This is a genomic window from Duganella vulcania, assembly GCF_009857655.1.
Lineage (GTDB): Bacteria > Pseudomonadota > Gammaproteobacteria > Burkholderiales > Burkholderiaceae_D > Rugamonas > Rugamonas vulcania.
The window spans coordinates 50,044-62,765 of sequence record NZ_WWCX01000032.1; the positions used below are offsets into that span (position 1 = coordinate 50,044).

9 protein-coding genes are annotated in these 12,722 nt (G+C 68.6%); 3 read left to right on the forward strand and 6 right to left on the reverse strand.

Going from position 1 to position 12,722, the window contains the following annotated elements:
• Positions 1-268 precede the first annotated feature (268 nt).
• Positions 269-4,636: a molybdopterin cofactor-binding domain-containing protein gene (locus GTP90_RS18085; protein ID WP_161084867.1), complete on the forward strand. Its 4,368-nt coding sequence runs from the start codon at positions 269-271 to the stop codon at positions 4,634-4,636.
• Here the strand turns inward: GTP90_RS18085 and GTP90_RS18090 are convergent.
• Genes GTP90_RS18090 through GTP90_RS18100 form a run of 3 tightly spaced genes read right to left on the reverse strand, consistent with a single transcriptional unit; the run spans position 4,633 to position 6,931 of the window.
• Positions 4,633-5,061: a type 2 periplasmic-binding domain-containing protein gene (locus GTP90_RS18090; protein WP_161084868.1), complete on the reverse strand. Its 429-nt coding sequence runs from the start codon at positions 5,059-5,061 to the stop codon at positions 4,633-4,635. The two genes, GTP90_RS18085 and GTP90_RS18090, sit on opposite strands and share 4 nt — an antisense overlap.
• Positions 5,062-5,075: 14 nt before the next feature.
• Positions 5,076-6,173, reverse strand: coding sequence for a porin (locus GTP90_RS18095; RefSeq protein WP_161084869.1), 1,098 nt, complete (start codon positions 6,171-6,173; stop codon positions 5,076-5,078).
• Positions 6,174-6,193: 20 nt separating this feature from the next.
• The gene (locus GTP90_RS18100; protein WP_161084870.1) at positions 6,194-6,931 is read right to left on the reverse strand and encodes a substrate-binding periplasmic protein; all 738 of its coding nucleotides are present in this window, start codon (positions 6,929-6,931) and stop codon (positions 6,194-6,196) included.
• A 192-nt stretch (positions 6,932-7,123) separates the two neighbouring features.
• On the opposite strand from GTP90_RS18100, the gene GTP90_RS18105 reads away from it, so the two are divergent.
• Positions 7,124-8,041, forward strand: a complete 918-nt coding sequence (locus tag GTP90_RS18105; protein ID WP_161084871.1) for a hypothetical protein — start codon at positions 7,124-7,126, stop codon at positions 8,039-8,041.
• Between the two features lie 3 nt (positions 8,042-8,044).
• Here the strand turns inward: GTP90_RS18105 and GTP90_RS18110 are convergent, their stop codons facing one another.
• The gene (locus GTP90_RS18110) at positions 8,045-8,869 is read right to left on the reverse strand and encodes an arylamine N-acetyltransferase family protein (protein ID WP_161084872.1); all 825 of its coding nucleotides are present in this window, start codon (positions 8,867-8,869) and stop codon (positions 8,045-8,047) included.
• 114 nt (positions 8,870-8,983) lie between these two features.
• Here GTP90_RS18110 and GTP90_RS18115 point away from each other — a divergent pair, with 114 nt between their 5' ends.
• On the forward strand, positions 8,984-9,787 hold the full coding sequence (locus GTP90_RS18115) for a hypothetical protein (RefSeq protein WP_161084873.1): 804 nt from the start codon (positions 8,984-8,986) through the stop codon (positions 9,785-9,787).
• Positions 9,788-9,806: 19 nt separating this feature from the next.
• On the opposite strand, the gene lnt is transcribed toward GTP90_RS18115, so the two are convergent.
• Positions 9,807-12,263, reverse strand: a complete 2,457-nt coding sequence (gene lnt, locus GTP90_RS18120) for an apolipoprotein N-acyltransferase (RefSeq protein ID WP_254451923.1) — start codon at positions 12,261-12,263, stop codon at positions 9,807-9,809.
• Positions 12,264-12,268: 5 nt separating this feature from the next.
• On the reverse strand, positions 12,269-12,722 hold a 454-nt coding region (locus GTP90_RS18125), incomplete at its 5' end, for a hypothetical protein (protein WP_161084874.1).

Below are 12,722 nucleotides of genomic sequence, written 5' to 3' on the forward strand. Positions count from 1 at the left end.
GGGTCCAGGCCCGTCTGTCTATGTGTTTTTTTACGAGTGGAAACGCTTCCACTTATTAAATTCACTATAGCACCGTGAATTCTTGCATGTCAATCGCGGAAAAGCGCGGCCGGTGTTAATTGGTGAGTTTTCTCCGGGAAAAATATGCGCAAAATAATGTTTATCGCCCGGCACGAAACCAGTATTCTGCCGGTGCGCCGCAGCCTGTTTGCCGCTGTATCGAATTCGCCACGTTGAATCACGCCACCCATGTCACAGGAGCCTTTTCATGTCCACATCCGATCCCACACTTGACCTTGTGTTCTATCTCAACGGCGAGCGGGTCCAGCTGCCGACGGTCGACCCGACCGTGCTGCTGGCCGACTACCTGCGCTCGCCGGAGGTGGGCCTGACCGGCACCAAGATCGGCTGCAAGCAAGGCGGCTGCGGCGCCTGCACCGTCATGCTGTCGAGCTGGAACGAGGACACCCAGCAGGTCGAACACCGCTCGGTCAATTCCTGCCTGCGTCCGGTGGCCTCGCTGGACGGCATGCTGGTGACCACGGTGGAAGGCACGGGCAGCGTCAAGTCCGGCTGCATCAGCAGCGTGCAGGACGGGCTGGCCAGCAACAACGGCACGCAATGCGGCTACTGCACCCCGGGCTGGGTGATGAACATGACCGCCGCCGTGGCCCAGCGCGGGCCCAAGCCCGGCACCAAGCAGGAGATCGAGGCCATGTTCGACGGGAACATCTGCCGCTGCACCGGCTACCGTCCCATCCTGTACGGCTTCAAGAAAACCTTCGCCTCCGACTGGAATCCGCAGGTCGACGAAGCCGGCTGCATGAAATGCGAAATCGATCCGGCCGAGAAGGTGGACAAGGTCGCGCCAGTGGAGATCGCCTTCCCCGCCGAGCTGCGCAAGCCGCCGCGCCCGGTGCACTACTCGGCCAACGGCTACCACTGGTTCCGGCCGCTGACGGTGTCCAGCGCCATCGGCCTGATGCGTGACTTCCACGACCGCGCCAACCTGCGCCTGGTCGGCGGCAACACCTCGATCGGCGTGTATCCGCGCACGGTGGAAAATCCGCACGTGTTCATCGACATCTCGCACCTGCCCGAGCTGCACGCGCTGAGCCTGGCGGACGGCCAGCTGCGCCTGGGCGGCGGCCTGCTGTACGCCAAGCTGCTGGACTTCCTCGACGCCGCCAACGCCAAGGCGCCCAACGCCGGCCTGCAAGCGCTGGCCTACATGGCCGGCCGCACCGCCGGCGGCATCGTGCGCAACGCCGCCACGCTGGCCGGCAACACCATGCTGGTGGTCACGCACGCCGAGCAAGGCGTGCCCTTCCCTTCCGACCTGTACACGGCGCTGGCCGCGCTGGACGCCACGGTGACGGTGAGCGCGCCCGCGCATCCCGAACCGAAGACGCTGCCGCTGCTGGACCTGCCAGCCTACTGGCGCCAGCATGCCGAGGGCTGCGTGCTGCTGTCCTACCAGGTGCGCCTGACCGGCGCCGACGAATACGCGCAAACCTACAAGACCGCGCAGCGCGAGGTCAACGCCCACTCCATCGTCAACAGCGGCATGCGCGTCAAGCTCGATGCGCAGCAGCGCGTGGCCGACATCGCGCTGGTGTACGGCGGCATGTCGCCGACCGCCACCCGCATGCCGCACACCGAGCAGGCGCTGCGCGGCCAGCACTGGGACGCCGCCGCGCTGGCCCAGGCCATGCCGGTGCTGCGCCAGGAACTGGACGCGCTGGCCGACCGCTACGCCGCCCACTACGCGCAGCTGCCCGACGAGGGCTACAGCGCCACCTACAAGCGCCAGCTGGCCGAATCCTACCTGTACAAATTCTTCATCGCGGTCAGCGAATGGCGCGGCCTGCCGGTGCCGCCGGCGCTGCGCTCGGCCGGCGAACGCGGCGAGCGGCCGGTGTCGAAAGGCACGCAGGCCTACAAGGAGTATGCCGACCAGTTCCCGGTGCACGTGCCCTACGTCAAAATCGAAGCCATGCTGCAGGCCACCGGCGAGGCCCAGTACATCCACGACATCCCGATGCCGCCGACCGGCATGAACGGCGCGCCGGTGCAAAGCATGGTCGCGCTGGGCACGTGCGTCTACCAGGTGCCGGGCGTGGACGGTCCAGCCTCGCCAGCCGAGGTGCTGGCGGCATTGCAGGCCGTGTATCCGGGCGTGAAGGACTACATCACCGCCATCGACGTACCCGGCAGGGTGATCGACGGCATGGCGATGGACGATCCCATCTTCGCCATCAGCGTGCCGGCGGCCGATTGTCCGAAGGGCGCGCTGCCCGACGGCTACAACCCGCGCGCGCCGCTGCTGCTGACCGGCTACGGCCAGTGCATCGGCATGGTGGTGGCGCGCAACGAGCAGCTGGCGCAGGAAGCGGCCAATTATCTGCAAACGCACTTCTGCCAATTCACCGCGCAGCGCCCGCAGATCGAGCTGCCCGACACCGACGCCGCGCGCAACAAGCTGGTCTACCTGGACAAGCCGGCCGGCGCGCCGTGGTACTCGCACATCTGGAAGATCACCCGCAGCGGCACCAGCCTGGCCTGGATGCAGCCGCGCACGCCCGAGCAGCCGGACCTGTTGAAGCCGGTGGTGGACCACAACATCTCCATCAACAGCGAGCTGTACGGCCCGGTCAGCTGCACCCGCGTGGCCAGCCGGCAGAAGGTCGGCAGCCAGGTGCATTTCTACATGGAGACGCAGTCGAGCTACGTCGAGCCGGTGGAGGACCGCCAGGTGCGCGTCTACGCCTCGACCCAGGACGCCAACGTGGTGCAGGGCGCGGTCGCCAGCGTGCTGACGCTGCCGGTCAACAAGGTCGACGTGCGGGTGCGCCGCATCGGCGGCGGCTACGGCGGCAAGTGCGGCCAGTCGGCGTTCGCCAGCACCATCGCGGCGGTCGGCGCGTGGAAGCTGAACCGGCCGCTGCGCATGGCCGCGCTGCGCCAGGTCGACACCGCCATGTTCGGCCACCGCCACCCGGCGCTGGGCAACTACAACATCGCCATCGGCGACGCCAGCAACCCGCTCACGCACGGCAAGCTGTTCGGCTTCCAGGCCGACTACTGGCTCGATGGCGGCCGCACCTACGACTGCAGCTTCGTCATCAGCGACTGCATGGCGCTGCGCAGCGACTCGGCCTACTTCATCCCCAACTGGTCGTGCACCACCGACGTCTGCCGCACCGACAAGACCAGCAACACCTCGATGCGCACGGTGGGCATGATCCAGGGCGCCATCATCGTCGAGGACGCCATCGAGGCGGCGGCCCACGCGGTCGGCCTCACGCCCGAGCAGGTGCGCGCGCGCAACCTGTACGTGCAGGGCCAGGTCACGCCGTACGCCGAGCCGCTGGACTCGTGCTACATGCGCGAGGTGTGGGACTACACGCTGCAGAAGGCCGACTTCGCCAAACGCGAGGCGGCGGTGGCCCAGTTCAACGCCGCCAACCGCTGGCGCAAGCGCGGCATCTCGGTGCTGCCTGTGAAGTACGGCTCGGGCTTCAACCTGGCGCTGCTGGAACAGGGCGGCGCGCTGATCGAGGTGTACGCGCAGGACGGCACCGTGCTGCTGCGCCACGGCGGCATCGAGATGGGCCAGGGCCTCAACACCAAGATGGCGCAGGTGGTGGCGTACGCGCTCAACGTCCCGATCGGCATGATCAGGGTGGCGGAGAACGACACCGCCGTCGTGCCCAATCCGGAAAGCACGGGCGCCTCGACCGGCACCTCGTTCAACGGCCTGGCCGCGCAGCAGGCCTGCGGCGAGCTGCGCCACCGGCTGGAGGCGTACTGCCTGAACCTGCTCACCACCAAGGGCAACGCCTGGTGCGCGCAGAACCGCATCAACTTCTGGGACTACAAGGAAGGCTGGCGCGCCGAGGTCACGCAGGATGGCGTGACCACCATGATCTGGAAGAACATCGTCGCCATGGCCTTCAACGACCGGCTCAACCTGTCGGCGCAGGCGCGGGTGGCGATCGAGGGCGGCGAGCACCCCGACGGCAACCTGGAGTTCAAGATGGTGGACGGCCAGCCGGCCAAGGAGGAAGTGGACTACTTCACCGGCTACACCTACAGCGCGGCCTGCGTGGAGGTCGAGCTCGACGTGCTGACCGGCGAGACCACCATCCTGCGCGCGGACGTGGTGTATGACGGCGGCAAGTGCCTGAACCCGGCGGTGGACGTGGGCCAGGTCGAGGGCGGCTTCGTGCAGGGCCTGGGCTATGTGACCAGCGAGGACCTGAGCTACCAGCCGGCCGATTCCAGCACCGCGCCGAGCGCCACGCGGCCGGCGCCGGGCGCGCTGTACACCACCAACACCTGGGAGTACAAACCGCCTGCGGCGCAGTCGATTCCGCTGGAGATGAACATCATGATGTTCCCGCGCGAGCTGGCGCCGAACGCGCCGGAGGAAGGCGACATCCTGTCCGCCAAGGAAATCGGCGAGCCGCCGATGACGCTGGCGGTGGCGGCCTTCTTCGCGATCAAGCGCGCCGTGCTGGCGGCGCGCCAGGACCGCGGCCACCACGAATGGTTCCAGATGGAGTCCCCAGCCACGGTGCAGCGCGTACGCGAAGCCTGCCTGGTCGACACGGCCGACCTGCGCGCCGGCTAGTGGATCGACAGCACCGCGCGCACGCTGGCGTCGAGCGCGCTGCGGTCGATATAGCCCACCAGGTTGGGGTTGTCGGCCACCAGGCGCTTGATGGCGGCGCTGTCGCCGGACTCCACCGGCGGCTGGCCGCGGCCGGTGAACAGCATGTGCGCCCAGTAGGCCTTCATCTGCGCCGGCGCCTTGCCGCTGCTCCTCAGGTAGAAGACGTCGCGCACCGGCGAGCCTTCGCTCTGGTCGATCGGCACCGCGCGCAGGCCGTTGGGGAACTCGGCCGCCTTGCCGAGGAACAGGTCGGACGCCTGCTCGCCGCTCAGGGCCTTGACCGGACTGCGCGCCGAGACGATCACCACCACCTCGGCGCTGCAGCTGCCGGCCAGCAGCAGCGCGGCCAGCAGGCAATGGACGGAGACAGGCAGGAGGCGCATGGTCGCTCTCCCCGTCAGTAAAGGAAGTCGGCCAGCAGGCTGACCACGTTCACACGGCCGCCACGCGGCGTGCCGGCCACCACACTCTGCAAGGTGCCGTAGGAATTGGCGCCCAGGTGCAGCCGGTCCCACTGCAGCTTGAAGTCGAGGTTGCGCGCCACGTCCCAGCGCATGCCGGCCGCGTAGGTGCGCTGGGCCACGGGGATGCCGCCGGTATCGGTCAGCGGCCTCAGCTCGGACACGGTGACATACGGCGTCAGCGTGCCGAAGCGCATGCCGCCGTTCACATACCAGGCTTCGCGGATGGCCTTGACGCGCTTGATGTCGAAGTTGGTGGCCCGCACCCATTCGCCGGCCACGAACCAGTCGCCGGGATCCCACGACGCGCCCAGCGACGCGAAGCGCCCGCGCGGCGGATTCTGGTTGTCGACGTTGCGCTCCTGGTAGGCCGCGTGCAGGGTCAGCGGCCCTTTTTCCAGCGTGTCGAACACGCCCATCACGGCGGTCGAATGCACGTCGATGCCGCGCGTGTTGGTGACGGTGCGCTTGCCGTACAGGATGCTGGTGGTGTTGCTGATGTCGCCGGCGTGGATGCGGTACGAAGCGTCCACGCCATCGCTTTCCTTGAGCACCAGCAGGCGGTAGACCTCGATCGGCGGGCGCGCCGTGATGTTGCTGTAGCCGACCCGGCGCGAATCCGACATCAGGAAGCTGGCCAGTCCGATCCGGCCCACGCGCACGCTGAGGTCCGGGGTGAACGCGTACTTCAGGTTGGCCCAGGTGACCAGCGGCCGGTAGCTGTCGTTCCAGCGGTACTCGGACACCACCTGCACCACGCCCGACAGCTGCGGCGTGAAGTTGGCGGTCAGCTGCACGCCCAGGCGGCTGTCGACATCGCCGGTCCACTGGCGGTTGCGGCCGGTGCCGTTCGGTTGCAGGTTGTCGAACACATAGTCGGCGTGGTGCTCGTCCGAATGCGCCAGCCCGATCGTGCCGAAGCCGTTGACCGACAGCCACGGCCGCACCGGATCGGACGGCGCCTCGGCCGCCCGCGCGGGCAAGCTCAGCAATGCCGCCAGCGCGGCCGGAATCAGGTAAAAGGTGGCGGGCATCCAGGCTCCAGGCAGGTCGCTCATTGTTCCATGTAATGGTCCAGCAGCTTCTCCAGCTCCCTGGTCTTGGCCAGCCGCGCCAGGCCGTCGTTCAGGGTCTGCAGCAGCGTGGTCCCCGTGGCGCCGGCCGCCACGCCGAAATACAGCGGACGCAGCGGCGAGTCCGGCAGCGGCTGGCTCACCAGCGTGCCGTCCACCAGCAGGCTGCGCAGCTTGGGATTGATCAGGTACTGGCCCGCCATGGTCTCGCGGCTGTCGATGAACAGGTCGCAGCGGCCCAGGTGCAGCTTGCCGATCAGCTGCTCGTAGCCGATGGTGGCGCCGCGGTCGACCTTGCTGGTGGGAATGCCGTAGACCTCGAAGTGATACCCGCCCAGGCCGCACAGATGGTATTGGCCGACGTCGCCCAACTTCTGCAGGCTCAGTCCCTGCGGCCGCGCGCGGCGCGAATAGAAGTACACATTGTGCATGGTGAAGTAGGCATCGCTGAGCACCAGCTGGCCGCCTGCGTCGGCCTGGCTGACGTTGAGCGCGATATCGACGCGATGATCGGCCACCAGCGCCAGGCAGCGCGCCCACGGCAGCAGCTGCACGCTGACATCCCAGCCCTGGCGCGCGCCGATCAGCTTGAGCAGGTCGACGCTGGCGCCCACCACCTTGCCGCTGCGCTGGCCGTTGACCCGCTCGGCGAACACGAATGGCGGGATTTCCGCCTGGTCCGCGCACACCTGCACGGTGCCCGCGCAGGCAGAGCCCATGGCAAGGCACAACAGCAAGCATGCGTATAAACGGTTCATAACATTGGAGATGCCAGCAAGGATCGAATTCCATTTTAGCAAAATCACGCCCCGCCGCCCCAACAAGTGTTGCGGCGACGAAAACTTTTTTTGCCGGACGCGCCAGCGGAATTGCGCTATATTTGTTGTCTTTTTCTTAAACGAAGACCAGCCATGCCTTTGAAATCCTTCGCCGCGCCCTTGCTGGCGACAGCCATGTTGAGCGGCCTCGCCGGCTGTTCCCGCCAGCCATCCGCGCCGGTGGCGCCAGCCAAGCCGCCGGCCAGCGCACCGGCCGGCAGCGCCCCCGCGGCAGCGGCCGCCGCGCCGCATCCGGCCTCCGACTACGCGCCGCTGATGCAGGTGGTGTTCGGCCCCGCCTACCGCGCGGCGCAGGAGGACGCCGTCACCGACCTGCCCGATCCGGACCAGCCCGGCCGCAAGCTGCACTTAGCGCTGAGCGCGGTGGACATGCAGGCCCTGCCATCGGGCGACACGGTGCTGGTGGTGTCCGGCCAGCACGCCAACGCCGCCGGCGACGCCGACTCCGCGCACGTCGACAGCGGCTACCTGAGCCTGTATCTGCTGCGGCAGGAAGGCAGGCAATGGAAGCTGGTGCGCCGCCACGACAACGTGGCCAGCCTGGGCTCGTCCGGCAATATCGGCGAGCTGCGCTGGATCGAGCTGGCGGACGGCAAGCCCGGCATCGCGATGCTGCATGGCGGCGTGTGGCAAGGCTATGCCATCACCCTGCTCTCGCTGTTCGACCCGGCCGCCGCGGAGGTGCGCGACCTGGCCGGCGCCATTCCCGTGCAGTCGGATAACGAAGGCGGCTGCGGGCCGTCGACCAGGAAATGCTGGCAAGCCGAGGCGGCATGGCGCTTCGCGCCGGCCGCCACGCCGGGCGGCTATGACGACCTGGTGCTGACGTTCTCGGGCGAGGAACGGACCGCGCGCTCGGCGCCGGCATCGCCCGGCCAGAACGAGGACGTGGAACGCGACGTGCGCCCGTTCAACGGCAGCGCGCGCTACGTGTACGAACGCGGCGCCTACCGTTTGCGCGAAGGCGTCAACCCGGTACCGGGGATCTGAACGCTAGCGGGCCGGCTCGTCCCACACGGCGGCTGCCGCGCGCTCGATCACGGCACGCCAGTGCGGCGCCACCGGCAGCAGGAACACCTCGGCCAGCGCCCGCTCGATCTCGTCGGCGCTCAGGAAGCGGCGCTCGCTGGCGCCGTCCGCGCGGCGTATCGTCAGGCGGTTGCGCAGCAGCGCGTGGCGCGCCTCCGGCGTGGAGCGCGCCACGATCAGGTCGTGCCGGAAGTGCGATTGCGGATAGGTCGACGAGTAAAAGTTGGCCATCACGTAGTCGCCGTCGCGGCACGGCGCGGGCGAGATCAGGTAAACCGGCAGCCAGTCGTCGCCCAGCAGCGCTTCCAGCAGATGCTCGCTGCCCTGCGGCGTGATGCGGAAGCGCTCATGCGGCGTGGATTGCGGCGTGGTCAGGTCGAAGCGGATCGGCGCGGTCAGCACGCAGCTGCCGAAGCCGACGTCGCACAGCCAGGGCTGGCCGTCGACGGTCACCCGCAACACCATGTGGGTGCGCGGCCGCTGCTGCGCCTCGGGGCCGGCCATCCAGCGCACCTGGGCGATCAGGGGCTCCACCGCGAAGCCCAGCGCGCACAGCACGCGCTGGAACAGGCTGTTCTGCTCGAAGCAGTAGCCGCCGCGCCCGGCCCCGATCAGCTTGGCGTCCACGGCCGCCGGTTCCAGCAGGACCGGCCGGTCCAGCAGCACGTCGATCGCCTCGAAGGGTATGACGGCCGGATGCAGCTGCTGCAGCGCGCGCAGCGTGTCCAGCGTGGGGGTGCGCGGGCCGGCGTAGCCGATGCGCGCGCAATATGCGTCCAGTAAGTCCATGTTCCCGCCTGTTTGAAATGTTAGCGAAAGAGCCAGCATCATAACAGGCTGAATCTAACGTGCCCGGCGCAAGATGTTGTACATTATCGTTATCTAATTTATAAGGATGAACGAATGAAACCCTCTGCACTCTTGATCGCCGCACTGGCGTTAGCCGCATCGGTGGAAAGCCAGGCCAACGGCGCTAGTTCGGGCGCCGCGCCGGCGGGCATGCCGGCCTCGCTGAGCGGCCCCGGCGCGCCGGATATCGCCGGCATCCGGGTCGGCATCAGCGCCAACGAGGCGCGCCAGCAGGTGCAAAAGCTCAATCCCAAATACAAGATCACCCCCATCGTGCCGTTTGGCTCGAACGTGGAAGCCGGCTTCCAGGCTGCGACGGGAGCCGGCCGGGGCGACCGCAACGGCGCGGATTTCTTCAGCGTGCTGGTCAACGAGGCCGGCATCGTCTGGCTGATCAAACGCGAACAGACGCTGACGCCAGACAAGGCGGTGCTGAAAGATACCCTGATCCAATCGCTGACCGCCAAATACGACCAGCCAGGTGGCGTGGTCAAGTATCGCGATCCCGGCAACATCAACCTGGCCTGGAGCTATGACATGTCGGGCAGGCAGCTCGCCTCATACGGCACAAACGTCAATGACAGTCCCTGCCGTCCAGTGCCCTACGCGTCCCGCCGTCATTTTTCGGAGGCGGTCAGCGCCTATGAAAAGTATGCGCCGACCTGCTCGATGACCATCGACACGCACACCCAGGCTGCGAACACGCGCACCCCGAACATGATCGACATCTATGCGGTGACGATCACCGCGCCGCCGCTGCAGCATGACGCCGGCGCGCTCAATGCCGCCGCCGCCGCGCGCCAGCAGCAGCAAAAAGCCAAGGAAAACACCATCCGCGAGAACAAGCCGCAGCTGTAAGCAGGGTGGCGCTGGCAGCCTACGCACCAAACAGGTTCGCCAGCAGCCATCCAGGCAGGCCCAGATACAGCGCCAGGCGGCCCGCCCGCTCCAGCCAGCCGCGGACCTCGACTGCCCGCCCGGGCCGCAGCAACGCGGCCATCAGCGTACCGGCTTCGATCGCCGCGCGCAGCAGCGCCGCGCTCAGCACCACGCCGATGGACCACGCGGCCCACCACAGCGCGAAGGCCAGCAGGTAAGCCTTCAGGCCAAAGGTGTAGTACTCGCCGAAAGCACTGCCGTAGGCAATGTGCTGGTGCAGGTGGAAGGCGGGGATGGCCAGCGCCAGCGGCAGCGCGACGAACTTGGCCAGCGGCAGGTCGAGCTGACGGCGGCGCAGCGCCAGGCGCGCCCGCGCATAGACGCTCATCGCCGCGCCGGTGCGCTCAACGCTGCGCGGAACACCGGCGCCAGCCAGCGCGGCGGCGAACGCCAGCGGGTTCGACATCGTCAGCCCGTAGCGCCAGCGTTGGCCGGTCGCCAGCCGCAAGGCGACGCCGGCGCCCGGTATCGGCAAGCGCCACAGCTCGACGGCGGCGATCTCGGCCAGCGCCAGTTCGATGCGCTGCGCGCCCCGCGTCAGCACCAGCGCGGTGCCGCTGATCGACGCTTGCGCGCCGAACGCCAGCAGCACGCACCACGACGCGGCTTCCGGCGCGAGGAACAGTCCCGAGAACAAGCGGATCTGCGCCAGCGTGTTGGTGCGCAGCGGTTCGTTCAGCAGCAGCGTCACGCAAATGGCGAGCAGGCCGGCGCGGGCGATGATGCGCAACAGCGCCGCCGCGATGCGCGCCGCCGCCGGCAGCACCGCCACCCGGACCGGGAAGGCCATGGCGGGCTGCTGCGCCGGCGAGCCATCCTCCGCCTGCGCACGCCACGAGGGAATGGCGGCCCGCGCCGCCATCAACAGCAGGAATGCGCAGGCGGCCCGTCCGACCCAATCGCCCCAGCGCACCATCAAGGTCGGCGCCGGCCGGCTCACGCGCAGTTCCGCCACCACCAGCGCCGGCTCGCCCATGCGCGTGCCGGCCAGGATGCTGCCGCCCGCGTCGAATACCGCGCTGTAGCCGTTGGTGGTGACGCGAAATTGCGGCAGCCGCGTCTCGATGCTGCGGAAAGCCGCCGCAGCCTGGTGCAGGCGCGCGCCTTCGGGATCGTCGCTGAACCAGGAATCGTTCGACATCGTCAGGATGGCTTGCGCGCCCAGCCTGGCACCGGCGATGGCCAGGCCGGTATCGACGTCGTCAAGGCAGATCAGCGGCTGCACCGGGATCTCGCGGCCGTCGGCCAGACGCAGCGGGAAGACCCGCGCGCCATTGCCCGCCCGCCAGTTGCCGGTCCACGGCAGCAGGCGCCGCAGACGCGGCCCGTCCAGCCAGGCCGGCACGTATTCGGTGAAGGGGAACAGGCGCGTCTTGCGATAGAAGCCCGTCAGGCCGGCGGGCTGCACGAAGGCGGCCGCGTTGTATTCGCCGTCGCTGTCGATATCGTAGGTGCCGAACACGAAGGGCACGCCGGCCGCGCGGACGTTGGCGAGGATCTCGCGGTCGAACTCGGCGCCGGCTTCGCTCTTGGGATGGCCGAAGGTGGTGGGATAGGCGGTCTCCGACCACAGCACCGCGTCGGCATGGCGCCGCACCACGACGTCGTAGCTCATGGCGAAGTGCGTGTCGAGCACTTCGCGCACCACGGCGCGCGCGCCCTTCCGCTGGCGCATGCCTTCGTAGTCGACGAGGTTGGCCTGCACCAGGCCCATGCGCAGTGGCTTGCCGGCGGCCGCGCCGTCCGGCTGCGAGGCCACGCCGTAGCCGGCCAGCAGCAGCGGTCCCAGCGCGGCCAACGCGAGCGGCCGCAATATCGCGCGCCAGCCGTCGCGGCGCCGCGCCAGCGCTGCCGCCACGCCCTCGTTGGCCAGCAACAGCAGCAAGGTCAGGCCGGCGGCGCCACCGACGGCCGCGCCCTGGCGCATCAACTGGGATGGATACAGTCCGTAGCCCAGCGTGTCGCCGAGCAGCTTGGGCAGCAACCATTCCGCCGCCACCCATGATGCGGACGCGGCCAGCGCGCGCGGCAGCGGACCATGCCGGCGTCCGCTCACGTGGCGCACCAGCGCGAACACCAGGAACTGCGGCTGGAACAGCGGCGCGGCCAGCAGCAACACGGCCAGGCCGGTGCCCGCGCCGGCATGCGTGTAGCGTCCCAGCGCGGTGCCGAACCAGGCGAAGGCGGCGGCCGTGAAGGCCAGCGACATCAGGTAGGCCCAGCCCAGCGTGGCGGCCAGCGAGCGGCTGGCGTTCAGCGTGCACAGCCACGGCGCCAGCATCACGAAGCCCAGCAACCAACCAGGGCCGCCGCGCGCGTACAGGGCCGACAGGATGGCGCTCGCCAGAATGCCGGCCGCCATGCGCGCCGCGGAGGAACTCGATAGTTGTCGCATGCGGATCAACGGCCGGGTGCGGCCGGTTCGATGGGAGGAGGAATGACGATGCGCCGGATCGGCAGTCCGGGCGGCGCCAGCTCGGGCGGCACCACGCGGTCCTTGGGCATGTCGATCGGATTATGGGCGGCGTCGTACAGTTGGAAACCGGGCGCGAACATCAGGATCGCTTCGATGCGCTGGCCATCGTCGGTGGCCTGGTGGTGGCGCACGTAGCCGGGCGGCAGTTCGAAGTCCTCGGGCACCGCCAGCCCGACCTTGGGCGGACGCGTGCCCGGCGGCGGAAACGCGCCGAGGCCGCTGTAGACGCCGCGTTCATGCAGGCGTTCGATCACCTCGGGCATGGTGGGATTGGCGCCCCGCGGCACGTAGTTTTTCAGGTCGCGCGTCGGGTCGGCGTCGCCCTCGGGCGGGCGCTGCGCGGATCCCTGCGGCGCGGCAGGCGCGGGCGCGGACGCA